The sequence below is a fragment of the Bacillus daqingensis genome, assembly GCF_042654445.1.
Classification (GTDB): Bacteria; Bacillota; Bacilli; order Bacillales; family Salisediminibacteriaceae; genus Alkalicoccus; species Alkalicoccus luteus.
Map to the genome: position 1 here is coordinate 117,849 of NZ_JBHSGK010000020.1, position 24,127 is coordinate 141,975.

A 24,127-nucleotide genomic window follows, 5' to 3' on the forward strand; every position below is an offset into this window, starting at 1 on the left:
AACAAACGAATTATTTCCCAGTTGAAATGTCAAATTTTACTGGACTAAAGCAGGAAAAACGTGTAAATTCCGGACAATTTCGCCTCGCTCTGGTACCCTGATGTATGAATTCACAGGCGGAGGTAAGAAAACATGAAAACATCAGGCGTAACAGTTGCTATGCTCCTGCTGCTTGCAGGCTGCTCCGGCAGCGCTGAACATGATCAGGAAACGGAAGTGCAGGAGCCCGAGACACAGAACGACTCAATTGAAGAGGAAGAGAAGGCAGAAGAAACGGATGATGACTCGACCTCTTATTCGTTTGGAGATTTGGATCGGTTTGGCAGTGAACCGCAGGAATGGATGCAGGCAGCGCCAGGATCCTATAGTGAGGACGACTACGATGAAGATGAAGTGATGACGATACTCTCTGATTCGATCGAGTCCGGCACGAGCGATGACGAACTCTTTCTGCAAGTGCTTGATCTGACAGCGTTTGATTACCGGAACTACATCGAAGAAGCACTGGCGCTCGAAATCGACTACGAGGAGCTTACGGTACGTCCCGGCGATACAAGCAGCTCCGAAGAGGATGTACAGGGGCTTCATGTTCAGGTTTTATTTGATGCAAGCGGAAGCATGGCTCAGTCTGTCGGGGATGAGATAAAGATGGATGCGGCGAAAGAAGCCGTGCATGAATTTGCGGCTGAACTGCCGGAGCACGCAAACATATCGCTGCGCGTATACGGACATCAGGGAAGCAATCTGGCTGTCGATCAGGAGGAGTCGTGTGCAGGCACGGAAGAGCTTTATCCGTTAGCTCCTTATGAGGAAGCAGCATTTACAGAGGTGCTTGATTCATTCGAACCGACCGGCTATACGCCGATTGCAGCGTCGATTGAAGCTGCTGGAGACGATCTGCTGGCATATGCAGAAGACGGGGACGAGGTTGTCGTCTATATTGTCAGTGACGGAGAGGAAACGTGCGGCGGTGATCCCGTTCAGGCAGCAGCTGATCTGAACGAGAGCGGCATTAATGCGGTCGTTCACATCATCGGGTTTGACGTAGAGGATGATGAGCACCAGGCTCTTATGGACATTGCCTCTGCCGGCGGCGGTGACTATATGCAGGCAGACGATGCAGAAACGCTGCGCCAGACGCTTCGCGAGGAACAAAGCGAGCTGATCAGCGCCTGGCGGGAGTGGCAGGCAGAGAATACAGACGTCAGCCGCGAGCAGCAAAGCGACTATCTCGACCGCTCCCGGGAGCTGCAGGAGACGATTACGGATTTGAGCCGGGCCGAACAGGATCGATTAACCGACCTGAGCCGGGCGCTGGAGGAACAGAACGACGATTATTCCGGCATTCCTCTTCGCTCTTCTGTAACAGACCGGGGTATCGCCATCCGCTCTTATATCACGGAGTCCATGATTCAATTCCGCCAGCAGGCAGTCGATGAAGGCATTCAAAACCGCCAGGATATCACAGAAGAAGGCATCAACGAACGCCAGGATATTATCCAGGGGGATGACAATGAGTAGCAATCTGAAGGGAAAAACGCATGACCTGCAGGAAACAACACGAGCTATCACCATGTATTACGTACTTACTGCCATTCTCTTTCTAGGCGGTGCGGGTATCGTGTGGGCAGCCTACCAGACAGGTTCGGCTGCCGGCCTCATCGTTCTAGGTGGAACAGGACTTGTCCTCATGCTCTCGAGCGTCCTGCTGGTTAATAAAATCCGGAAACTCGATCAGTTCATTGCCTACGGCATCGATGAAGAAAAGCAGGAGATATGGATGAGTCATGAAAAAAGCGGCAGCAGCGAGCCGCTTGACGCCATCCAGATTCCCTTTTCTGCTATTGAAACGGTCCTGCTGGCACCGCAGCTTCAGGCGTATACAACTGGCCAGGGCTCCACTAGTAAAACGATCTATACGTACATTCCGGTTGTACTTGTCGTCTTCCAGGAAGCTGGACAGACACGATGGATGGATATTTCGTTTCGGGACGATGAATCGGCCAATAGCTGGCTGGCTCATGCCCAGCACGCCGGTCTGTCTCTTTTCCGCACAGATGAGTCGGTGAACAAACTTTACCGCGACCCTGATGCAGCCGAGCTGATTCAAACGGACCTTTACAAAGAACCGTTTACGTTTAACGGCAGCGTGATAAGCTACATCAACCGGCAGCGTCGCGAGGACCATGCCTATCTGCCGGAATATACGCCTGAGATGGAGACACATTCTCATCACTATGTCACGTTTCCATGGAGACTGCCGCACCTGTTTATAGGCTCCACTACGCTGCTGCTGATGGTGATGCTGCTTGATCAGTGGTACGTGCTGATGCAGCCGGGAAGTATGGCCGGGGACATCAGCCTCGTCGGAACAATTGGTGCCACGATTGTGTTCGGCGCCTTTCACATTCTCTACGGCTACCGGTTTGAACGGGTGAAACCGATCACCCTCCTGCCGATCGCGCTTCTATCCGCAGCATCTTACGGAACGGCCGTCTTCCTTCTGTCGCTTCTGATTGTGATGATGCAGCCCCATGATCCACGGACGCTTGCTCCTTACGCGGTCTTATTTTTCCCGCTTATGCTCGTCACACTGTTCGTTCGCAGGCAGAAGCCGGCTCACCATCATCAAGCTGCAAGAGTGGCAAAGAAAAGCATGCGCAACACGTCTTCTGCCTAGCTGAAAGTCCGTCTGCTTCCAGACGGGCTCTTTTCTTATAGGAATTGCTGCAGCTTTGCGCTACAATCATCGTAACGATCCGATTGGAGGGAACAGACATGATTCAGCGGTATGGCACGTTCGAAAAGGACGCGATGGTCGTCGAGTATACACAGCGTGGCGAAGGGCCGCCGGTTCTGTTTTTGCACGGCGGTCATGCCAGCTGCTTCGAGACGATCGGGACAGAGGCGCTGCTAGAGGAAGGATTTTCCATCATTGCTCCATCACGTCCCGGCTACGGGGTGACGTCTCCCGTCCGCAATCTCGATGCTGCATGTACGCTTTATGAAGGATTGCTTACCCACCTTGGATTGGAACGAATTCATGTGCTGGCTGCCTCCGCAGGAGGTCCTGCAGGCATCCGCTTTGCCGCCCTTTATCCGGAAAAAGCTGCCTCGCTGACGCTGCAATCTGCCGTAACCAAGGAATGGCTTACCCCTGCAGACCCTGCCTATAAAGCGGCGAAGGTTCTCTTTCATCCGAAACGGGAGCGCTTCACGTGGCAGCTGCTGCAGCTGATAAGCCGTCGTTTTCCAAAGCTGCTTTTTCGCCAGATGTTTTCCTCCTTCAGCACGCTCTCCTATCAAGAAGCAGCTTCACGCATAGCCCCCGGCGACGCGGAAACATTTGCACGAATGATGGCCTCACAGCGCTCGGGAAAAGGCTTTATGATCGATCTTGAGCAGTCATGTGCAGCAGGAACAGAGACACTCGCTGCGATTACCTGCCCCGTTCTGATCATGCACAGTCCGTTCGACGCCTCGGTTCCGTTGGCACATGCAGAGCACGCGGCAGCCATGATACCGAATGCCAGACTGGAAAAGCTGCATGCATGGGGGCATCTGATCTGGCTCGGTAAAGAAGCCGGCACTACCGACCGCCTGCTGCTGGCCTTTTTACATGAGCATCAATAGATAATCGCCTTTTCGAAGCTTTAGATACAGACTATCGACCTTTTGGACTACCATAAAAAAGGCGCTGCAAAGCATCCGGGTACCTCCGTAACCACTTGTATGTAAAGAAGGGATTTCACCATGACACTCTGGTTTTTACTTGCCGCAGCCAGCGCCATTATCTTTGGTCTGGCTACCTTTTGCTTTAAAGTGAACGCGTTCAAAGGCTGGCCGCTCCTGCCGTTTTTTGCAGGCGTTTATGCCAGCGGCACTGTCGGCTTTGCTGTAACGGCGTACGTGGAAAACGTGCTGTATCTCTCTGCGGTGATTCTGCTCAGCGGAATGATTGTAGGAATCGGCTCCACGTTCGGCAATCTGCTGTTCATGCGGGCGCTCGAATATGGACCGGCGAGCCTGACCTCCCCGCTCGTGAACACGAATATTCTCTTGATCGTACTCATGTCTGTTATCGTTTACGCAGAACGCCCCGGCGCAATAGAATACGCCGGGATCTTTCTGATTGTCGCATCCGTGAGCCTGCTTCCGCTTGACCCCCGAGAAAAACTGAGTATTCCAAACCGGATCTGGTACGTATTTGTGTTTGCTGCGACTGCGTTGTTTTTTCTGCGTAACGGCGGTCTGAAAGTAACGGAAGAGCTTGCGCTTCCAAATACGACTATCCTTTTAGTTGGCTATGCAGTTGGCCTGCTCTGGTCGTTGCAGGCGCTGCTTCGTTCTCCTCAGAGAAATTCGCCTTTTCGGCTGAAAAGCTTCCAATTTGGACTCGGAGCCGGCTTGTTTTCCTTTGCCGGCATGCAGCTTTACGCGTGGGCTTTGCAGAGCGGGCCTGCCAGCATCGTCTCCCCTGTATTTTCCACAAACAGTCTCGTTGTGGCGCTGTTGTCGGTGCTCTATTTGCGGGAGCGCCTCACCCGGCTGCAGACGGTTTCGCTTGCGCTCGTCTTCATCGGGATCCTTCTGCTGCAAATGAGCTGAATTTTGACACCAGCTGACTTTAAAAGGTGAATGTTCGGAGGAGAAAGGTAAACGTTTCTCTCCGGTATTTAATCCTTTCTTCGTTTTAACAGTTCTAAGTTGATGCTCGTAAACAGGTGCAAGCCCATGTTAATGCTTTTCCAGCTAAGGTTAACGCTTTTGCAGTAAATGTTGAACACGTTCATTCTCACTAACCGCTGATAGCCGTGCGCAATCAAAACACCCCCATCCGGTTTACAGAACTAGATGGGGGTGTCAGCTGTTATTCTACTGTTACGGACTTCGCCAGGTTTCGCGGCTTGTCCACGTCGCAGCCGCGGTGAAGCGCTGCATAATAGGAGATAATCTGCATTGGCAGGACGCTTACAAGCGGTGTGAGGTATTCGTGTACCGCCGGCATCACAACCGTATCTTCTTCGTGCTCGCAGCCTTCCATGCTGATAAAACAAGGATTCGCGCCGCGTGCGACTACTTCCTTCATGTTTCCGCGGATATTCAGGCTGACATCTTTCTGTGTAGCAAGCCCGATCACCGGTGTTCCTTCTTCGATCAACGCAATCGTACCGTGCTTCAGCTCCCCGCCTGCAAAGCCTTCTGCCTGAATGTAGGAAATTTCCTTCAGCTTCAAAGCACCTTCCATGCAGACGTAATAGTCGAGCGAACGGCCGATAAAGAAGGCATTTCGCGAGACACTGAGGAATTCACGCGCTACTTCTTCGAGCACTTCTTTTTTCTCTGTGAAAATTTCCATTGCGTTTGCAACGATCCCAAGCTCCTGCAGCGGGTCAAAGTCGATTTCTACTCCGCCTGCACGAGCAGCATCCACTGCAAGAATAGCCATCACAGCCATCTGCGCCGTGTAGGCTTTCGTTGACGCAACGGCGATTTCAGGGCCTGCATGCGTGTGCAGCGTATAGTCTGCTTCACGGGACAATGTGGAGCCTGGTACGTTTGTAATCGTCAGTGCCGGATGTCCCAGCTCCTTAACGTTTACAAGTACACCGCGGAGGTCAGCTGTTTCCCCGCTTTGTGAAATAAAGATAAAGAGTGGTTTCTTGCTTAGTAATGGCATGTTGTAAAGGAACTCACTTGCAATATGCGTTTCTACCGGAATGTGTGCGATTTTTTCGATCAGTTCTTTTCCGACCAGTCCGGAATGATAGCTCGTTCCGGCCGCAATGATGTAGATGCGGTCTGCATCTGTAACCGCGCTGCGGATTTCTTCGTCGAGCTTAATGTTTTCGTTCTCATCCTTGTACTTCGTGATGATGTTCCGAATCACAAACGGCTGCTCGTCAATCTCCTTCAGCATGTAATGCGGGTACGTGCCCTTCTCAATGTCAGTGGAGTCGAGCTCAGCGATATAAGAATCACGGCTGACCTCCTGGCCGTCCAGCTTCTTCACCTGGGCTGTTTCACGTGTAACAACAACGATTTCTTTGTCTTCAATTTCCATGAATTCGTTTGTTACCTGCAGCATCGCCATCGCGTCAGAAGCGATCACGTTTACGCCGTCAGCCAGACCGATCAGAAGCGGGCTTTTATTCTTGCCGACATAGATTGTGTCACGATCGGTGTTATCGAGCAGTGCCGTCGCGTAGGAGCCTTCGAGCAGGCTGAGCGTTTTACGGAACGCTTCCTCTGTGGACAGGCCTTCTTTTGAGAACGTATCAACAAGCTGAACGATGATTTCTGTATCCGTGTCAGATACCATCTCCACACCTTCAAGATACTCTCTGCGAAGCTGCTCATAGTTTTCGATAACCCCGTTATGCACGATCGTGAAACGGGCAGTCGCACTCTGGTGCGGGTGAGCGTTCAGCTGGCTTGGTACGCCGTGCGTCGCCCAGCGTGTATGACCGATGCCGACTACGCTGTCTTCAGACGTATCCACAACGTCCCGAAGAGCAGCAATTCGGCCCTTTTCTTTATAGACATGAATTCCTGATTCATTCGCAATCGCAATTCCTGCAGAGTCATAGCCGCGGTACTCGAGCTTTTCGAGTCCACGCAGGAGAATCTCCTTTGCATCTGCTGTTCCAATATATCCTACAATTCCGCACATAGCTAAATGTCCTCCCTGTGAGCAGGGCAGGTTCACGCCGGGGGCATGTCCGCCCCACTCTTTCTCGTTTTTATGGTTGTGTGTATCAGGAAATCAGTCAATAAGCTTTTGTTCAGCAAGTCGCCTCGCTGGTTTAGCTCCTTGTTGCGGCTGTGATTTCAGGCAGCCGGGAGGCATCCGCCGAACGTTCGATAACCTCCTCCTCGTCAACTGCACATCGGCAGTCCAGGCGCTTTTGAATGATGTTTCTCAGTCTTCTTTCCCCCTTTCACGCATTTGAATGACCTCATCATACTACACGGCAAAACAGCGGTCAATCGTTTTTTGCACATTTTGGAAATGTTCTGTGTCACTATTCGATCTCCACTTGTATCCGTCAGCTAAATGGGCCGGACTCGCTGTGTTAGTCGCCGCTCAGCGAAGAGTGTTACAGCTCGCCCTCTGTTTTCTGTAACCTGTTTCCCCCTCCGTTAATCATGAAATTTGCCGAATCGTCATCCGCCCCGTGTCCGGTGTTTTTCTAATCTGAGACCATTTAAAGAAAGCCGTGTGCGTCCTTAAAATTCGACAAACGAAATCCTGTCAGGAATAACTGTGACGTAATTGCGTTTTCATTGTGTTGTAGAGGCGATGAGAGCGCTTTACTATAAAGGTACAAGCTACTTATTCTTTATCCTGAAGGGGGATTTCACATGAGTCAGGAACAACAAAAATCGACACTGCGGACACGAATTCAGCGGGTCGGAAGCTTTTTAAGCAGCATGATCATGCCGAACATTGGGGCGTTCATCGCCTGGGGCTTGATCACTGCGCTCTTTATTCCGGATGGCTGGGTGCCATATCCGACGTTCGAAGCGCTCGTCGGTCCGATGATCACCTACCTCCTGCCGCTGCTCATTGCCTACACCGGCGGTAAGCTTGTCCATGATACACGCGGTGGTGTCGTTGGGGCGACTGCCGCAATGGGTGTCATCGTCGGTGCAGAAGTGCCAATGTTTATCGGAGCCATGATCATGGGGCCACTCGGCGGCCTCCTCATTAAACAGATTGACCGTCTGCTCGAAGGGAAAGTACGTCAAGGCTTTGAAATGCTCGTCAACAACTTTACAGCTGGTATTCTTGCGATGCTGCTTGCACTCTTCGGCGTCATCACGGTCGGTCCGGTCGTATTCGGTCTGACGCAGGCGCTCGGTGCAGGGGTGGACGTCATTGTATCACTCGGCCTGCTCCCGCTTGCCAGTATTTTCATTGAACCAGCAAAGGTATTGTTCTTAAACAACGCAATCAACCATGGTATTCTCAGTCCTTTAGGTCTGGAGCAGGCTTCCCAGCAGGGCTCTTCGATTCTGCTGATGCTTGAAACAAACCCAGGTCCAGGACTGGGCGTGCTGCTTGCGATCATGCTCTTTGGAGTCGGCTCGGCAAAGCGTACAGCACCAGGGGCCGCGATCATCCATTTCTTTGGTGGTATTCACGAAATCTACTTTCCGTACATCCTGATGCGCCCGATTCTAATTCTGGCAGCAATCGCCGGCGGTATGGCAGGCATCTTCACCTTCTCGATCTTTGATGCCGGACTCGTCGCAACACCTGCACCAGGAAGCATCATCGCGTATACGCTGATGACGCCGCCGGGCGGTTATCTCGGGATGTTCGCCGGCGTGTTTGCAGCCACGGGTGTCTCCTTCCTTGTCGCTTCCATCATTCTGAAGACGACGAAGAATCCCGCTGAAGATGATATGTCCGGGGCAGCTGCTAAAATGGAAGAAATGAAAGGCAAGAAGAGCAGCGTTTCTGGTACGTTTGCAGAAGGCGAGCAGGCTGCGCCTGAAGCTGGAATCGATCCGTCAAACGTCAACCGCATCATTTTTGCCTGTGACGCAGGTATGGGCTCAAGCGCAATGGGAGCTTCGATCATGCGTGATAAGGTGAAAAAAGCAGGACTCGACATTGATGTGACGAATACTTCCATTAGCAACCTTCCGGAAGACGCCGATATTGTCATCACCCATAAGGACCTCACGCCTCGTGCAAAAGAAAAGCGTCCAGGAGCTGATCACGTATCCGTGGAAAACTTCCTGAACAGCCCGGAATACGACAAGCTCGTGGAGCGACTGAAGCAGTAACAGACTGGAGGGACGTATATGTACGTATCCGCCCGAGACCGGCGCATTCTGGATGAGCTGCTAGCACATCCGGAAGGAGTCACGGTTGCCTATCTGGCCGAAGCGCTGGATGTGAGCGAACGCACCATCCACCGTGATCTGACGACATTTGACAGTCTTCTGCAGCCGTATGAGCTGACGCTGGAAAAGAAGTCAGGGACCGGGCTGCGCCTTTCCGGACCAGATCAAGAGCTTCAGGCTCTTACAGAGGACCTGTCAGAGGCCCGCAGTATTGACTTTTTGCCTGAACAGCGTCAGCTGCTTTTATCATATAAGCTGCTGACAGCAACAGAACCTGTAAAACTGCATGCTCTCGCCTCCGAACTGCACATCACGGAAGCAACCGTCCGCAGTGATCTGGATAAGCTGACAGACTGGATGGAGCAGCATCAGCTGACGCTGCTGAGACGACGAGGCTTTGGGATTCAGGCAGCCGGTGAGGAGCAGGCAAAACGGCGCGCCATTCGCGCGCTGCTTGCCAATCATCTAAATGATACGGATCTGCTCCGCTTCATCCGCCGCAGAACGCTTGCAGAAACCGGCGGACGAACGAAGGCAATCGCCGACCAGCTGCTCGGTTTCGTCGACGAAGATCGGATTCAGGAGGTCGAACGAGCTGTCGAAGAAGTCACCCGCCGGCTTCCGGTTCCTATCGCCGATTCTTCCTATGCTGCGCTCGTCGTCCATCTTGCGCTGGCACTGGAGCGTATTCAGCTCGGTGAACGGGTACAGATGAAAGAGGAGCTGCTGGAGCGTCTAAAGCAGACGCAGGAATTTCCGCTGGCTGCTTCTCTTGCTGCACGGCTCGAGGAACGGCTCGATTTAACCATTCCTAATACAGAGATTGGCTATATTACGATGCACCTTCGCGGCGCCAAGCTGCAGCGGGATACAGCGTTTCAAGCGGACCCGGATCTGGATATTTCCTTTCTTGCCAGCCGCCTGATCCGCCACGTATCCGACCGGTACGGCACGGCTTTTTCCGGACACGCATTGGAAAAGGGCCTCACTGCTCATTTAAGCCCCGCTCTCTATCGCATGCAGCAGCAAATGAGCATTCATAATCCGCTTAAGGACACGATTCAGACTAAATACCCGCAGCTGTTTGCTGCAGTGGCAGATGCCGCTCGTCACGTGTTTGCTGAGCTTGATGTTCCGGATGACGAAGTTGGGTTTCTCGTGCTTCACTTTGGATCGGCGCTGGAACTCGATGACGGCCGGGAATACCACGCCTACGTTATCTGCTCCACTGGTATTGGCTCATCCAAAATGATGGCCGCCCGCCTTAAACGGGAGCTGCCGCAGATCACGTCGATGGAACAACTCTCGGTTTATGAACTGGATCAGAAAACGCTTGATCCTGCCGATCTCATCATCTCGACGATTGCCCTGGATGACGCGTACGATTACATTCAAGTAAATCCGTTCTTAACCGATGATGAACTGGCTGAGATTGAACACTATATGGCTCGAAAGCCGGGAAGAACACCAGATTCCGTTTCCAAACAGCCTGCAGCGGGTACGCTGGAATCGATGCAGTCCCAGCTGAACGAAGCTCTGCAGCTGATGCAGCACGTAGAGCTGATTCAGGAATCGACTGCCGTCCCGTTTTGGCAGAGCATGCAGAATACGCTGCTGTATTTGCAGGGAAAAGGATTTGTATCAGACGCCCGCGCCGTTAAAAACGCGCTGCAGGAACGGGAGCAGCTTTCCGGAGTCGGACTTCCGAACACGCAGCTTGCGCTCTATCATGCGCGGAGCAGTGACATTCGTGAACCGGTGTTTCTGCTCGTGGAACGCCTACATCCAGAACCAATCCGGGCCATGGATGGCTCCACCATTCATGTCAGGCGCATTCTGCTCATGCTCGCACCGCTGGATATGAGTGATACCCAAAGCAGCCTTCTGAGCAGCATCAGCGGCATGATTGTAAAGAATGAACGCAACCTCCGCCTGTTTGCGGAAGGAAGCGAAAAAGAAATAAAAGATGTGATGAGCGGAGAGTTTTTACAGCTTATCCGTGGAATAACGAACGAATAAAAAGGAGTGTTTCATCATGACAAAAGCAATTCTTCCAGAGGAAAACATTCAGCTCGGCGTAAAGGTGACAGACCAAAAGGAAGCGATCCGCAAAGCTGGGCAAATTCTCGTTGACGGCGGCTATACGGATGCCGGCTACATTGACAAAATGTTTGAGCGGGAAGAAATCACTTCCACTTTCATGGGGAACGGTGTCGCCATTCCGCACGGCACTGACGACGCAAAGAGCAATGTTCACTATTCTGGTCTGTCTGTTCTGCAAATTCCTGATGGCGTAGAATACGGCGAAGGAAATACGGCAAAGCTCGTATTCGGCATCGCAGGAAAGGATAACGAGCACCTCGAAATCCTGTCGAAAATTGCTATCCTTTGCTCCGAGGAAGCAAACGTAGAAAGAATGCTGAACGCAACAACAAAACAGGAACTGCTCGACATGTTCCAAGAGGTGGAGTAAATGAGAGCCGTCCATTTTGGGGCCGGGAATATCGGCCGCGGCTTCATCGCTCAGCTCCTTCACCGGGCAGGCTGCCAGGTGACATTTGCTGATGTAAATAATGAGCTGATCAAGCTGTTAAAGCAGGAGGAGAGTTATCAGATTTTCTTCGCGGCCCCTGATCAACCTTCGGAAACCGTTACCAACTTTACTGGCCTCCATTCGCAGCACGAGAAAGAGGAGCTGCTTGCTGCGCTTCGGGAAGCAGATCTCGTCACAACGGCTGTCGGTGCGCCTGTTTTAAAGCACCTGGCCCCTGTGCTGGCAGAAGCGGTTAAGGAACGACTGGATTCAGCCTGGCCGCTGACGGTTATCGCCTGCGAAAACGCAGTCGGCGGCACCGACATGCTGCGCATGCACGTAAAGGAACACCTTTCTGACGAGCAGGCAAGGCAGGCAGAAGCGTTCATCAGCTGGCCGAACGCAGCAGTGGACCGCATCGTTCCGATTCAGGAGCAGGCTCATCCGCTGGACGTACTCGTAGAGCCTTTTTACGAATGGACCGTTGAGAAGAAGGCTATTCACGGCCCGGTTCCGCCTATTGACGGGATTCACTACGTGGATGATCTCGACGCCTACATCGAGCGCAAGCTCTTTACCGTGAACACTGGTCATGCAGCTGCAGCTTATCACGGCTGGCAGAGGCAGCATGCCACGGTTCAGGAGGCGATGAAAGACAACGAGGTCCGCAGTGAGGTGGAAAGCGTGCTGCAGGAAACCGGAAAACTGCTGACGGCCAAGTACGGCTTCGATCCGGACACGCATGCCGCTTATATCCGCACGACGCTCAGCCGTTTTGAGAACGATGCTTTATCTGATTCTATCGACCGGGTTGCCAGACAGCCTCTGAAAAAGCTCGGCGCTCGGGAACGTCTTATCAGCCCTGCTCTGCAGCTGGAAGAACGTGGCATGAATCCGGAAGCGCTGTTACGCACGATTGCAGCCGCACTCGCCTACGATAACCTGCAGGACGAAGAAGCCGCCCAGCTTCATCAGCAGCTGGCTGTGAGTTCCGCTTCTTCCGTTTTGGCAGCTGTCAGCGGACTCGATCCGGACAGTCCGCTCGTACAGCAGGCAGCCGCCTTGTATGAAGCCATTCAAGCATAATAAAAACACAAAGGCCGCCCCATTTGGGACGGCCTTTGTCAGACTGTCGATAAAGTTTTTTTAGGTGAATAACGTTGCATCTGCCTGTATCTGCGGACCCTCGCTTTCCGGAGGGAACGGGCTCAGCTAACCGCTTCCTTCTTCCGTCGGAAGCGCTGGATCTTCGCCTCGTTCTGATCCTCCCGGAGTCGAAGTCCTTCGATGTCGGCAGCTTGCAATACGGTTCATATGTGCGGCTTTTGCTGACACGATTTTCGATACAGATAGAACCTTTACGTTGAGCCGTTTACGTGTTAAATAAGGACGCCAGTACGTCATCGAATTTCATGATAAACGTAAAAAAGTAGTTTCGTCAGCCTGTCGCAACGTTATTCTTTAAGAATCAGAGCCGATTTCCCGATGTGTCCGGCGGGGACGCCTATGGAATCAGCGCAGTCTGAAGATACCGTGCCGTTCAGATCTGCGAACGGCATCAACGCACGAGCGGAGCCGGACTGGCTTTTGAAGGCTTCTTGTAAAAAGCCTGTGTCCGAGTGAAGCCTCATCGCCGTTCGAACTTGAACGGCATGAAAAGCGCGAGCGGAGCCGGACCGGCTCTTGAAGGCTTCTCGTGAGAAGCCTGTGTCCGAGTGAAGCCGCGCCATCCTTCCCTTCATACCAGGGGGCAACCTGAGAAATAGCTGAAGGCAAGCCCACGGCAGGCTAGGTAAGCAAAAGGGAAATACCAAAAAATGAATAAACATGTAGCCTAATTGACTTTGTCTACATTCTGACAAAGACCGCCCCATTTGGGACGGCCTTTGTATTATTTTTGCAGGCTGCCAAGCTCCTGCTTCACGATGTCAACTACTTTCGCGACGTATTTATCGCATGTTTCCGCTGTTGGAGCTTCCGCCATGACACGCACGAGCGGCTCCGTTCCGGATGGGCGTACCAGAATGCGTCCTTCCCCATTCATCTCTGCTTCAACCGCTTCGATCTCCGCATTGATAACGGAATTGCCTGCAAGGGCATGCTTATCCTGCACCCGGACATTCACGAGCTTTTGCGGATATTTTGGTACTTCTGCTGCAAGCTCAGACAATGGTTTGCCGCAGGTTTTAACGATTTGCACAAGCTGGAGAGCTGAAAGCAGCCCGTCCCCGGTTGTGGAATGATCCAGGAAGATCAAGTGTCCGGATTGTTCCCCGCCAAGGCTGTAGTCACCGTTGCGCATGGCTTCCATGACGTAGCGGTCGCCGACAGCAGTCTGCTTCGTGGCGATCCCTTCCTGCTCCAGCGCTTTGTACAGACCAAGGTTGCTCATTACGGTCGTCACAAGCGTATTCTGCTTCAGGTCGCCGCGGGCATTTAAATACTTGGCGCAGATGTACATAATCTGGTCTCCATCTACAATCTGTCCCTTTTCATCAACGGCAATCAGTCGATCTGCATCGCCGTCGAAGGCCAGACCAATGTCAGCCCCTTTTTCCTTCACAAGCTCAACAAGCTCTTCCGGATGTGTGGAACCAACCTGTTCGTTGATGTTTACCCCGTTTGGCGACGAACCAATACAGGAGATCTCTTCTGCTTCAAGATCTGCAAATAAATGGTTCGCAAGCGGAGAAGCTGCCCCGTTGGCACAGTCAAGTGCAACATGAAGACCGGAGAAGTCATTTTCCACCGTCTGTTTCAAGTAACGGAGATATTTTTGTCCGCCCTCAAAATAATCGCTGACAACGCCAATATCGCCGCCGACTGGCCGAGGAAGATCGTCCTCCATATCATCTTCCAGATGAAGCAGCTTTTCAATTTCTTCTTCCTGCTCATCCAGCAGCTTAAAGCCATCCGACCCAAAGAATTTAATGCCGTTATCCGGAACCGGATTGTGTGAGGCTGAAATCATGACGCCAGCGTCAGCGCTGAGCGCTTTTGTCAAATACGCAACGCCAGGTGTCGTAATGACGCCAAGACGCATGACCTCGGCTCCAATGGACAAAAGCCCGGCTACAAGAGCACTTTCCAGCATGTGTCCGGAAATACGGGTGTCCCGTCCAATTAAAATCTTCGGCTTGCTCGTCTCTTTCGTCAGGACGTAGCCGCCGAAGCGTCCCAGTTTAAACGCGAGTTCGGGCGTCAGCTCTGTGTTGGCTGTACCGCGGACTCCGTCAGTACCAAAGAATTTCCCCATCCAATATCTCTCCTATTCTTCATCTTCATTTATAGTCGAATTATCGTCTGCCGGTTCATCCGGCTCGTTTTCATCGGTCGTTGTTTCCTCTTCTTCGCTTTCCTGAGCGTTGAATTCGTCATTTTCGTCAGCGGCTTCATTGTTCGCGTTCTCCTGCGGTTCGTCAGCTTCCTCAGACGTAGTCGTCTCCTCCGAAGCATCGTTCGCCGCTTCACTGCTCGATTCGTCCTCGATGGTGATTTCCACGTCAGATCCGTTTTGTGGAAAGCGGACGTTCTGCGGGCCTCCAATTGCTAAAGGTACCATATGCGTTCCCTCTTCAAGCCCGTCCACATCAACTGACGCTTCCAGATCATCCCGGCTGATCCGGTCAAGCTGCTCCGTGCTGCCTAGTGCACGAAGCGTAAACGTGCCGTCTTCATTTCCCGGGAAATGAAACGTCCAGTCATCCGGCAGGGACTCCACATCAATAGAGAATGAAGAAAATTCCCGCTCTTGCTCTGCAGTCGTATCAATCTCAACCGTCACTTCTCCCGGTTCGACGCGTTCAACCCCGTCCGGTACCGGTACAGGAACGGTCAGCGTCGTATCTCCTTCGAGCTCCTCTAAGTCAAGCTCATCAAGATCAATCACGGAAATATCGTTTAACACATCGACTGGACCGTAAATCGTTACTTCCTCCGGATCCAGGCTGACCGAATCAATCGCCAGTCCATCAGCAAGCTCGCCATTGCGGCTCAGCCGAAGCGGAACGGATTTATTCGGGCTTGTGATTGGTACGGTAACGTCTACGGCAGGCGGATCGGTATTGATGCCCAATTCGTTTCCAGACTCATCATATAATACCACAGAAGCGGTATCAGTAAAACTCTCTGACCGGCCGCTCACGTCAACTGCGGCCCGAACCTGTGCAACCTGCTCCAGCATGCCGGATGCAGCCGTGACATCAATCGTACCTGGCGATGCCTCCGGTTCACCGATCGTATAGCCTTCTGCAAGCTCCTCTTCGTTCAGAATCTGGATATCGACCGGATAGGAGGCTGTCTGCCTCTCTTGAAGAGAGACCTGAACGGTAAGCGGAACAATCGAAACTCTTAAATCAGGCGGAAAACCCCGGTGCTGAATTCGTTCATAGTGCGTTCCCGCTTCTTCATTTTCCAGGTCGATATAGATTTCCTGCTGTCCCTGAGTTGCCTGGCCGAGCGTCAGCGCGCTGTTTGGTCCGCGCAGCACAACCTGAACCGTTTCCGGCGCATCAGTCAATACATATTGTTCATCATCGTAATACACGTTTAACGGCACTTCCTCCAGTACCCGCTCGCCATCGGTCACTCCCGGTATCGGCAGTCCTGCGCCGGCCTGCTGAGGCTGTGTGTCCATGTTTACCATCAGGAAAAGCATGATCGCAATCACAATGGATGCCAGTTTAATGAACCATCCTTTGCTGAACAGCCTATCCATTTTTACGGCCTCCCCACTGCCAGCGGGATGAACCATTCGTTTCCTGGCGGCTCAGCAGCTCGCGCTCCAGCATGCTGCGAATCCCGTCTTCCTCCAGGTTTCGGTGCATCTCGCCGTTTTTCGTAATTGATATACCTCCAGTCTCTTCTGACACAGCAATCGTAATAGAATCGGTTACTTCACTGACCCCTAAAGCGGCACGATGTCTCGTCCCAAGCTCTTTGGAGATAAACGGATTTTCAGAGAGCGGCAGGTAGCATCCGGCCGCCATAATTTCGTTTCCTTTTATAATTACGGCCCCATCGTGAAGCGGGGCGTTCGGGATAAAAATGTTAATCAAAAGCTCTGATGTGAGCTCTGCATGCATCGGAGTACCGGTTTCAATGTAATCAGTCATTCCCGTGTCGCGTTCAATCGACATGAGGGCCCCGATGCGGCGCTTGCCCATGTACTTCGCAGCAGTAATGATATGCTCAATCGAATGGCGCACCTCCTGATCATCCGCCGACGATGTTGACTGGAAAAAGCGGCCGCGGCCAAGCTGTTCCAGGGCACGGCGAAGCTCCGGCTGAAAAATGATAATGATCGCGAGGAGACCGTATGTAACTGCCTGCTGCATAATCCACTGCAGCGTATTCAATCCAAGATAGCCGCTTAAAAACCAGACAGCTAAAATAACGGTAATCCCTTTCACGAGCTGGACAGCCCGGGTACCGCGTATAACCATAATTAATTTATAAATAACAAAAGCTACCAGCGAGACATCGACAATGATGGCGAGTGCCCGCAGCAGGGTGAGATCTTCCAGCATAATGTTTCCCCCAGCGCCTTTACTCAGGCAAGACATTCCAACGATTCTCATTATATCATAGTTATCCGGGCTCTTATCGTAAAATACCATGGGAAATTCGCCGGAATCACGCGGGTTATTCTCATCACTCTTTATGTAGAATGAAGTGACAAGCTTTTGCTTTTACAGTATTTTCTCTATGCACCTATTTCTTAAAAAGCTCTGCACCCGCAGAAAAAAACCGGTCACTTCAGCTGAGAACTCGTTTAACCGCTGCCGGTTCATAACGCCTATTCGTTTCGCTTCTCCAGTCTTGACCTCTATACTGAAAAAAGCTGCCCCCTGTATGTAAGGAGGCAGCCTGTTTTATTCCTCTTCCGATGCTGGTGTTAGAAAGGGAACCGCATCATTCCAGAGCGTCTTCATTTCGAACCAAAGCCATTCGAAAGTCTGGTTGATCTCTTCAATATCACCGCTGATCTGGGCGGAGGAGGCCTGCAGATGACGGCCGTTGACGACGGTGATGTCGCCGGATACTTCACCATTCACTTCGACATCTCCATTGCGGATAAACAAATCGCCTTGAATGGCGCTGCCCTCCGGAATAATAACGGTCCTCTCCGACTCGTTTATAATAAAATGCCCGTCGCCTCTGACGACGATTTCCTCTTCTGCTCCAAAGCCTGCAGAAAGGCTTGTTACGAAGACGAGGAAAAAGACAGCTGCCGTAAGCACGATCGGGTGCCTGCGGATCCACTGCTGCCAGCGCTTTGTCTTTGACTGTTTCGGAAGCCTGTCCATGACCCCCGCAGTAAAGTCCTTCGGCGCTTCAAAATGGGACGCACTTTGAATGATGGCGGTTGTTTTTTTCAGTTCCCGAACATGCTTTTCACAGTCCGGACACGAGTGAAGATGCTCTTCAAATTGTTTTGATTCAAGCAGCGTCATTTCCTCATCTAAATACTGATTAATCACTTGCTGCTTATCCCGTGTGCACGCCATGGCGCCTGTCTCCTTTCTGCAGCTAGGCTTGACCCAGCCGCTTGCGAAGTGCTTCCCGTCCACGATGGATACGGGTTTTCACCGTCGCTACCGGGAGATTCATAACCTCGCTGATTTCTTTCAGCGACAGATCTTCCAGGTATTTCAGTATAATAGCAGAGCGGTATTTCGGTGGAAGTGCCATAATTTCATCCTGAATCCACTGCTGCATTTCCAGCTTCACAACCTGATCTTCAGGCAGATCAATGTCTGCTGCAAACTGGGAGTGGTAATCCAGGTTGTCGGTGCCGCCTACTTGATCCTCCAGATGAAAATCCGGTTTTTTTCTGCGGATCCGGTCAATGGACAAGTTTGTCGCAATCCGGAAAATCCACGTGGAGAACTTTCGGTTTTCATCATAGGACTCGATGTTCGTGTAGGCACGCAGGAAAGCTTCCTGTGAAACATCCTGTGCTTCATGTGCATTTCCAAGCATGCGGTACGCAATATGAAACACTTTATCCTTATATAAATCCACGAGCTCAGCGAACGCATCCTGATTGCCGCGCTTAACCTCACGAACGATTTTTTTTACTACTATGTCCATCCCTGCACCCTCCGCTTCGCTGCGGTTACTTCATTTACGACTGCAACCTGATAAGGTTTCAAAAATACCTTTCTCATTTTACCATGAGAAATGGAAGAAAACACCGAGGGACCGGGATTCAAAATCACTAATATTATGGAAAAACAAAGCAGTTATCCAGAGCTGGAGTTGCCCGTCCTGTCCATTTACGGAATACCCGCATCGAAAGTTTCATTTTTATTTTCGTTGACCAGCTTTTTTGTTCGTTCCGCTTAAGACTCACAAAAAAACACCTCAGACGATAGATGCGTCCGAAGTGCTTCAAACAATATGTATGGTGGAGCCTAGCGGGATCGAACCGCTGACCTCCTGCGTGCAAGGCAGGCGCTCTCCCAGCTGAGCTAAGGCCCCGTATGTGATATGTAAATGGTGAGCCATGAAGGACTCGAACCTTCGACCCTCTGATTAAAAGTCAGATGCTCTACCAACTGAGCTAATGGCTCTCGTTTGATTGGAGATAAGCTGCATGTCTCTTCGTCTGCTTCGCTCTCTCACTCGTTCTTTCCCTTGCATCCTTGATCTCTACAGCTTCTTTCCAATCAACTGATGATTGCAGATAAGCTGCATGTCTCTTCGTCTGCTTCGCTCTTGTCGCGTACTAGATGTACACTCACTTTTACGTTCTTAAGGCTGTCTTTACCCATTTTCTTTTGCGATCACCCATGAAAAGAAAATGGCAGGGCTAGCAGGATTCGAACCTGCGAATCACGGAATCAAAATCCGATGCCTTACCGCTTGGCTATAGCCCTGCGTTATGGTGCTGGCCAGAGGACTTGAACCCCCAACCTACTGATTACAAGTCAGTTGCTCTACCAATTGAGCTAGGCCAGCTCACACCATAAAAAAAGAAAAATGGTGACCCGTACGGGATTCGAACCCGTGTTACCGCCGTGAAAGGGCGGTGTCTTAACCACTTGACCAACGGGCCATGATGGAGCTTCCTAGCGGGCTTGAACCGCTGACCTCATCCTTACCATGGATGCGCTCTACCAACTGAGCTAAGGAAGCATGGCTCCACAGGTAGGATTCGAACCTACGACCGATCGGTTAACAGCCGATAGCTCTACCACTGAGCTACTGTGGAATAAAAAATAGAAACGTGTTGACACTCGCTCCTCCTCCAGGGAGAAACCGGCGTCCATCATCGTGAAGGTATAAAAGAAAAAAAGGACCTAGCGACGTCCTACTTTCGCAGGGGGAGAGCCCCCAACTATCATCGGCGCTGGTGAGCTTAACTTCCGTGTTCGGCATGGGAACGGGTGTGACCTCACCGCTATCGTCACTAGGTTATGGTGTTTGTGTCCCTCAGGACATTTAGTATATTACTATAAAGTGAGTCCGCTTGGCAAGGGGTTCGTGATACTTTTTTATATTTTTTTCTCTCTCCCGGATGACTGCCTGATCTCCAGGAAGGAATGGAGGACGAAAACCAGCGTATAATCAAGTTTTCATCCTCCCCGCATGTTATGTCGCGCGCTTTTGCTTTTTGCCTTTTTTCTTCTGCTTTGTTGCCGCCGTAATTTTACGGTCCCGCTCCTGATCTGCCTTTGTGGAGGGCTGCTTGCCGTTTGGCTGTTCGTGCAGACGGTGCAGGACGAGGATCTGCCATGTATTCGCAACGAGCAGAGGCACAATCGCATTGATGATAAACGTCATGTCATTCTGAGTCAGCGCCGGCACCCACTCAATTGTCGTCACAACAACCATGAAAAACAGAGTCGGTACGAACGCGGAGTAGTTCGTTTCACGGGACTTGATGACTGCTACAATCCAGCTGTAAATAAGCAGGAGAATCGGCATAACCGCATAGCCGACGATGCTCTCTCCATCCGCAAATACGAGCCACCTGAAAAACATCAGGTCGAACAGGGCAAATGCAATGAGAACAATCTGCACCTTATTCCATAACGAGGCAGATTTGAACATCCCAAGCCCGAAGCGGTGAATCGTCAAGTAAGCGAAGAAGCCCATCTGAGCGATGACTGTCCAGATCGCAGCCGTGATCGCTACGACCGTCAGGCCGGCAAAATTAAAGTTTGCCAGATCATTTATGTGTGTCTGAAAATCGAGGAAAAAGCCCATTAAAAAGCCAAAGCCTGTTCCGATTAACAGCGTGGAATTAAATAGAAAAACGACTTTTCTCGAATTCACGCGTGTTCCTCCTAACGCATATGTGTCCACGCTCCATTGTAGCAGAAGCCGCACAGGCGCCGCCACCGTTTTCACCGGCTTGTCACAATCTGACGGTCAAAACATTCCGACCACGAAAAACCGGTGTGAGGGGGATCCTCACACCGGGGCAGATCAGCTGTCTTTTTTTGTCTGCTCAATTACCTTTGACGCAATCTCGCTGTAAATTTTCCCGATCTGGTGCTCCTCTTCATAAACCGATGGTGCAAACACACCGCGATCCATGTCAGGCTGACCGAGCGGCACTTGTGCCAGCACGCTCGTTTTCAGTTCTTCAGCAAGCTTGTCGCCTCCGCCCTGTCCGAACACATATTCTTTTTCACCAGTCGTTTTACTTTCAAAATACGCCATGTTTTCAATAACACCAAGAATTTCATGCTCCGTTTTCAGCGCCATTGCGCCGGCACGCGCTGCAACGAAGGCTGCTGTTGCGTGCGGTGTAGTGACGATAATTTCCTTCGTCTGTGGCAGCATGGAGTGAATATCAAGCGCCACATCTCCTGTTCCCGGCGGCAGATCGAGAATCAAGTAGTCGAGATCATCCCACTCTACTTCATTGAAGAAGTTATTGAGCATTTTCCCGAGCATTGGACCGCGCCAGATGATTGGCGAGTTGTCCTCCACGAAGAAGCCCATGGAAATGACTTGTACGCCAAAGCGCTCCACCGGATAAATCCGTTCTCCTTCCACACGAGGACGTTCTTCGATTCCCATCATATCAGGCACGCTGAAGCCGTAGATATCTGCATCAATGATTCCAACCTTTTTCCCTTCACGAGCAAGCGAAACAGCAAGATTGACGGACACCGTCGATTTTCCGACGCCCCCTTTACCACTTGTAATGGAAATGAACGTCGTTTTATCTGTACGATCCAACAGGGATCCGCTCTCTTCTTCCTGTTCCGAAGCGTACTGGGCAATGACGTCGTCTGACAGCTTCTCAAAACGGAGGCCGACAGAGTCAGCACCAGCTTCTTTTAATGCCGTCACGACTTCATTTTGAAGCTGCATCTGCTCAGCAGTTCCCGGCTGAGCAATCGCCAGCTTGAGACTGAGAAGCTTTTCTTTTATTTTGATTTCTTTAATGGCGCCGATTTCTGTAAGCGATGTATGCAGGTGAGGGTCATTTATGCCCTCGAGCACGCTTTTGACTTGTTCTTCCGTGATCATGCGGACACCTTCCTTTACGTGAATGAATTCGATTACAACAACTGCCATTATAACACAGACACTGCCGTGCTTCAGTGTCGCGCACTCCAAAAGTTCACTTCTGACAAAAAGAACCTTCATGAGAAGGCTCACGAAGGTCACGCGAATTTAATTTGTAATCTGCACGTTTGTAAACGGGAAAAACACGACCGTAGAACGACCTACGATAAACTCTTCATCAATCAGACCAAGACCGTTTCGGCTGTCCAGACTGTTACCGCGGTTATCCCCCATGACAAAGTATTCCCCTTCCGGAAGCGTCACTTCGTCAATCGTCTCATTGTAATCATAAAGCTCATCCAAATACGGTTCTTCTATCTGTTCTCCGTCAACAAACAGCGCCCCTTCTTCCATCTCCAATGTTTCACCAGGAAGGCCGATCACTCGTTTCACGTAGTGACGGTTGTTTTCACCTTCTATAATGATGACATCGCCTCGTTCAAATTCACCGAGCCACGTTGCCGTTTTGTTTACCAGGATTCTGTCACTATCATATAAGGAAGGTTCCATAGAAGCTCCTTCCACTACATACGGAGCGATAAAAAACGAACGCACAACAAACGCCACAGCCACAGCTACAATAATCGGTACGAGCCATGACCCTTTTTTCTTTTCTTCTGCCACGTCGGCATCCTCCTCTGTTCACTCCGTGAACGTCGTTAGTTTCGCCCATCATAATAGCATATTTCCACGTGAAATACACGGTTCAAGTCTGTGAAAAATTACAGAAAGATTGCAAGCCCATAAAAAAGAACCCCTGAATAAGGGGCTCTTCTTGTACATAGTGTCCCTATGTACGCTTATAAAGAGATGATAGCAATTAGAGCAGACTCAGGATCAAGCTGATAACAACCAGCGCACCAATAACCATTAAAATAGTTCGAAGCATAATGAACGTCCTCCTTATAAGTGATTATTGCTCCATTCCTTTTTTATGAAAAAAATAAACCGTTACCTCATTTTTTACATAGTTCAAACGATGATTCCTCTATGAACGTTCCTGCAAATACGCTTCAATCAGCGGCCAGAACTCCGGGTGCAGATGGAGGTCATTGTGGCCTCTGCCTTCGAGCAGATGAAAGACTGCCTCTCCCTCATATTCATCCAGCAGTGCCTCTGTCCGGGCAGGCGTTATAATCTGATCACTGCCTCCGGCGAGCACGAGCATGTGCTCCAGCTCGTTGATACGTGACGCCGTATCGAATTCTGAGCGCAGCAGTGTACGCACTGGCAGGAAAGGATACGCTTCTGCTGCGACTTCTTCCAGACGATCAAAAGGAGAGATCAGTACAACGTCATCCGGCTGAAAAATGGCTGCTGTTCTCACTGCAATCGCCGTCCCGATGCTTCTTCCCATCATTGCTGTGCGCTCATAGCCAGCAGCAGCTTCTTCAAATATATGCTCCGCATCCTGATAGAGCGCCTCTTCCTCTGGCGTGCCGCCGCTCATACCATACCCCCTGTAATTGACAAGCAGCACATCCCAGTCTGACAGCGGACCGGCCATCTCCATGATCTGGCCGGAGACTTCTTCGCCGTTGCCTCCGTAATAAACAAGCAGCTGCTCTCCCGGCTGTTCTTCTGCCTGCATGAGCCATCCGTGCAGTTCAGTTCCGTCATCCATCTCAAACTGGACCGTTTCCGCACGTGGTTCGCGCGCTGCGGTCTGCTCTGCCTCCTGCTCGGACATCGTCTGCGGAAAGAACAAGAGCCGGTCCTGAAACAGGTAAATGAGCAGTAAAAGAAGCCCCGCTGCGCCGCCTGCAGTCAGGATCAGCTTCACCAATGTTCCCATGGTACTCCCTCCTCATCTCTATATACCCTCCTACCCGATTCACAGCGCACTCAAAGCTGCTTTCAGCTGGAACGATACGTGTGGGCGGTTGTGGCGCGCCCAAGGGCAAAGACATCGATTAACTACCAAATTCCTTTTTCATTCATGGATCGCTTCTGCCCAACGCGAGGCAAGTGCCATGCAGCGTTGGCTAAGAACGACTTAACGCCATGCCACAGCGGGAACTATAACGGAACAGACCATTCTGAGAACCAGGGAGCAAGGCGATGCAAACCACTGCCTCTTTCTTCCTCACTCAAAAAAAGAGGCTCTCCGCATGGGAGAGCCTCTTTCGCTCGTGCTTTACAGCATCTGGCTGATGGATTTTGGAAGCAGGTACTGAAGCAGGTAGTCCGGGCCTCCGGCCT

18 protein-coding genes, 7 tRNA genes and 1 rRNA gene are annotated in these 24,127 nt (G+C 51.3%); 8 read left to right on the forward strand and 18 right to left on the reverse strand.

Annotated elements, in window-relative coordinates; genetic code table 11:
• Positions 1-132 precede the first annotated feature (132 nt).
• The 4 genes from ACFO4L_RS15370 to ACFO4L_RS15385 all read left to right on the forward strand — a co-directional run bounded on the left by ACFO4L_RS15370 (position 133) and on the right by ACFO4L_RS15385 (position 4,608).
• Entirely contained in the window at positions 133-1,521 is a 1,389-nt protein-coding gene (locus ACFO4L_RS15370; RefSeq protein ID WP_377910549.1) for a vWA domain-containing protein, read from the forward strand.
• Positions 1,514-2,680 (forward strand): hypothetical protein, encoded by a 1,167-nt coding sequence (locus ACFO4L_RS15375; protein ID WP_377910550.1) that lies wholly within the window; start codon positions 1,514-1,516, stop codon positions 2,678-2,680. The genes ACFO4L_RS15370 and ACFO4L_RS15375 overlap by 8 nt, the downstream gene beginning before the upstream one ends.
• Positions 2,681-2,778: 98 nt before the next feature.
• Positions 2,779-3,633 carry an alpha/beta fold hydrolase gene (locus ACFO4L_RS15380; protein WP_377910552.1) on the forward strand — a complete coding sequence of 285 codons (855 nt, stop codon included), beginning with the start codon at positions 2,779-2,781 and terminating at the stop codon, positions 3,631-3,633.
• Between the two features lie 120 nt (positions 3,634-3,753).
• Positions 3,754-4,608: an EamA family transporter gene (locus tag ACFO4L_RS15385; RefSeq protein ID WP_377910553.1), complete on the forward strand. Its 855-nt coding sequence runs from the start codon at positions 3,754-3,756 to the stop codon at positions 4,606-4,608.
• Between the two features lie 262 nt (positions 4,609-4,870).
• Here ACFO4L_RS15385 and glmS read toward each other — a convergent pair whose 3' ends face one another.
• Positions 4,871-6,673 carry a glutamine--fructose-6-phosphate transaminase (isomerizing) gene (gene glmS / locus ACFO4L_RS15390; protein WP_377910554.1) on the reverse strand — a complete coding sequence of 601 codons (1,803 nt, stop codon included), beginning with the start codon at positions 6,671-6,673 and terminating at the stop codon, positions 4,871-4,873.
• A 692-nt stretch (positions 6,674-7,365) separates the two neighbouring features.
• On the opposite strand from glmS, the gene ACFO4L_RS15395 reads away from it, so the two are divergent.
• From ACFO4L_RS15395 to ACFO4L_RS15410, 4 genes are read left to right on the forward strand one after another with little or no spacing between them, the layout of a single operon-like run.
• Complete coding sequence (locus tag ACFO4L_RS15395) at positions 7,366-8,799, forward strand: PTS mannitol transporter subunit IIBC (protein ID WP_377910555.1); 1,434 nt, start codon at positions 7,366-7,368, stop codon at positions 8,797-8,799.
• Positions 8,800-8,817: 18 nt separating this feature from the next.
• Entirely contained in the window at positions 8,818-10,878 is a 2,061-nt protein-coding gene (locus ACFO4L_RS15400) for a BglG family transcription antiterminator (protein WP_377910556.1), read from the forward strand.
• Between the two features lie 16 nt (positions 10,879-10,894).
• Positions 10,895-11,332 carry a PTS mannitol transporter subunit IIA gene (locus tag ACFO4L_RS15405; protein ID WP_377910557.1) on the forward strand — a complete coding sequence of 146 codons (438 nt, stop codon included), beginning with the start codon at positions 10,895-10,897 and terminating at the stop codon, positions 11,330-11,332.
• Positions 11,333-12,478, forward strand: a complete 1,146-nt coding sequence (locus tag ACFO4L_RS15410) for a mannitol-1-phosphate 5-dehydrogenase (RefSeq protein ID WP_377910558.1) — start codon at positions 11,333-11,335, stop codon at positions 12,476-12,478. It abuts the gene before it with no gap.
• An 805-nt stretch (positions 12,479-13,283) separates the two neighbouring features.
• Here ACFO4L_RS15410 and glmM read toward each other — a convergent pair.
• The 17 genes from glmM to ACFO4L_RS15495 all read right to left on the reverse strand — a co-directional run bounded on the left by glmM (position 13,284) and on the right by ACFO4L_RS15495 (position 23,720).
• Complete coding sequence (gene glmM / locus ACFO4L_RS15415) at positions 13,284-14,648, reverse strand: phosphoglucosamine mutase (RefSeq protein WP_377910559.1); 1,365 nt, start codon at positions 14,646-14,648, stop codon at positions 13,284-13,286.
• A 12-nt stretch (positions 14,649-14,660) separates the two neighbouring features.
• Complete coding sequence (locus ACFO4L_RS15420; RefSeq protein WP_377910560.1) at positions 14,661-16,109, reverse strand: CdaR family protein; 1,449 nt, start codon at positions 16,107-16,109, stop codon at positions 14,661-14,663.
• Positions 16,102-16,920, reverse strand: coding sequence for a diadenylate cyclase CdaA (cdaA, locus tag ACFO4L_RS15425; protein WP_377910561.1), 819 nt, complete (start codon positions 16,918-16,920; stop codon positions 16,102-16,104). Before cdaA ends, ACFO4L_RS15420 begins: the two co-directional genes overlap by 8 nt.
• A 345-nt stretch (positions 16,921-17,265) precedes the next feature.
• On the reverse strand, positions 17,266-17,901 hold the full coding sequence (locus tag ACFO4L_RS15430; protein WP_377910562.1) for a zf-HC2 domain-containing protein: 636 nt from the start codon (positions 17,899-17,901) through the stop codon (positions 17,266-17,268).
• 22 nt (positions 17,902-17,923) lie between these two features.
• The gene (gene sigW, locus ACFO4L_RS15435) at positions 17,924-18,487 is read right to left on the reverse strand and encodes an RNA polymerase sigma factor SigW (RefSeq protein ID WP_377910563.1); all 564 of its coding nucleotides are present in this window, start codon (positions 18,485-18,487) and stop codon (positions 17,924-17,926) included.
• A gap of 314 nt (positions 18,488-18,801) precedes the next feature.
• Positions 18,802-18,877: transfer RNA gene (locus ACFO4L_RS15440), tRNA-Ala, on the reverse strand.
• A gap of 16 nt (positions 18,878-18,893) precedes the next feature.
• Positions 18,894-18,969: transfer RNA gene (locus ACFO4L_RS15445), tRNA-Lys, on the reverse strand.
• A 231-nt stretch (positions 18,970-19,200) separates the two neighbouring features.
• Positions 19,201-19,275, reverse strand: a tRNA-Gln gene (locus ACFO4L_RS15450).
• Between the two features lie 6 nt (positions 19,276-19,281).
• Positions 19,282-19,357, reverse strand: a tRNA-Thr gene (locus ACFO4L_RS15455).
• A gap of 22 nt (positions 19,358-19,379) precedes the next feature.
• Positions 19,380-19,454 (reverse strand) — tRNA-Glu (locus tag ACFO4L_RS15460).
• A 4-nt stretch (positions 19,455-19,458) separates the two neighbouring features.
• A tRNA-Thr gene (locus ACFO4L_RS15465) sits at positions 19,459-19,534 on the reverse strand.
• A gap of 1 nt (position 19,535) precedes the next feature.
• Positions 19,536-19,610 (reverse strand) — tRNA-Asn (locus ACFO4L_RS15470).
• Between the two features lie 86 nt (positions 19,611-19,696).
• Positions 19,697-19,813, reverse strand: a 5S ribosomal RNA gene (gene rrf / locus ACFO4L_RS15475).
• Positions 19,814-19,990: 177 nt separating this feature from the next.
• The gene (locus ACFO4L_RS15480; protein ID WP_377910564.1) at positions 19,991-20,677 is read right to left on the reverse strand and encodes a KinB-signaling pathway activation protein; all 687 of its coding nucleotides are present in this window, start codon (positions 20,675-20,677) and stop codon (positions 19,991-19,993) included.
• 153 nt (positions 20,678-20,830) lie between these two features.
• On the reverse strand, positions 20,831-21,886 hold the full coding sequence (locus ACFO4L_RS15485) for an Mrp/NBP35 family ATP-binding protein (RefSeq protein ID WP_377910565.1): 1,056 nt from the start codon (positions 21,884-21,886) through the stop codon (positions 20,831-20,833).
• A gap of 147 nt (positions 21,887-22,033) precedes the next feature.
• Positions 22,034-22,549 (reverse strand): signal peptidase I, encoded by a 516-nt coding sequence (lepB, locus tag ACFO4L_RS15490; protein ID WP_377910566.1) that lies wholly within the window; start codon positions 22,547-22,549, stop codon positions 22,034-22,036.
• A gap of 364 nt (positions 22,550-22,913) precedes the next feature.
• The gene (locus tag ACFO4L_RS15495; RefSeq protein WP_377910567.1) at positions 22,914-23,720 is read right to left on the reverse strand and encodes an alpha/beta hydrolase; all 807 of its coding nucleotides are present in this window, start codon (positions 23,718-23,720) and stop codon (positions 22,914-22,916) included.
• Between the last annotated feature and the right edge of the window lie 407 nt (positions 23,721-24,127).

Coding starts and splice junctions, on each gene's coding strand:
- ACFO4L_RS15370 (WP_377910549.1), top strand. CDS start 133: ATGAAAACATCAGGCGTAACAGTTGCTATGCTCCTGCTGCTTGCAGGC.
- ACFO4L_RS15375 (WP_377910550.1), top strand. CDS start 1,514: ATGAGTAGCAATCTGAAGGGAAAAACGCATGACCTGCAGGAAACAACA.
- ACFO4L_RS15380 (WP_377910552.1), top strand. CDS start 2,779: ATGATTCAGCGGTATGGCACGTTCGAAAAGGACGCGATGGTCGTCGAG.
- ACFO4L_RS15385 (WP_377910553.1), top strand. CDS start 3,754: ATGACACTCTGGTTTTTACTTGCCGCAGCCAGCGCCATTATCTTTGGT.
- glmS (WP_377910554.1), bottom strand. CDS start 6,673: ATGTGCGGAATTGTAGGATATATTGGAACAGCAGATGCAAAGGAGATT.
- ACFO4L_RS15395 (WP_377910555.1), top strand. CDS start 7,366: ATGAGTCAGGAACAACAAAAATCGACACTGCGGACACGAATTCAGCGG.
- ACFO4L_RS15400 (WP_377910556.1), top strand. CDS start 8,818: ATGTACGTATCCGCCCGAGACCGGCGCATTCTGGATGAGCTGCTAGCA.
- ACFO4L_RS15405 (WP_377910557.1), top strand. CDS start 10,895: ATGACAAAAGCAATTCTTCCAGAGGAAAACATTCAGCTCGGCGTAAAG.
- ACFO4L_RS15410 (WP_377910558.1), top strand. CDS start 11,333: ATGAGAGCCGTCCATTTTGGGGCCGGGAATATCGGCCGCGGCTTCATC.
- glmM (WP_377910559.1), bottom strand. CDS start 14,648: ATGGGGAAATTCTTTGGTACTGACGGAGTCCGCGGTACAGCCAACACA.
- ACFO4L_RS15420 (WP_377910560.1), bottom strand. CDS start 16,109: ATGGATAGGCTGTTCAGCAAAGGATGGTTCATTAAACTGGCATCCATT.
- cdaA (WP_377910561.1), bottom strand. CDS start 16,920: ATGCTGGAAGATCTCACCCTGCTGCGGGCACTCGCCATCATTGTCGAT.
- ACFO4L_RS15430 (WP_377910562.1), bottom strand. CDS start 17,901: ATGGCGTGCACACGGGATAAGCAGCAAGTGATTAATCAGTATTTAGAT.
- sigW (WP_377910563.1), bottom strand. CDS start 18,487: ATGGACATAGTAGTAAAAAAAATCGTTCGTGAGGTTAAGCGCGGCAAT.
- ACFO4L_RS15485 (WP_377910565.1), bottom strand. CDS start 21,886: ATGATCACGGAAGAACAAGTCAAAAGCGTGCTCGAGGGCATAAATGAC.
- ACFO4L_RS15495 (WP_377910567.1), bottom strand. CDS start 23,720: ATGGGAACATTGGTGAAGCTGATCCTGACTGCAGGCGGCGCAGCGGGG.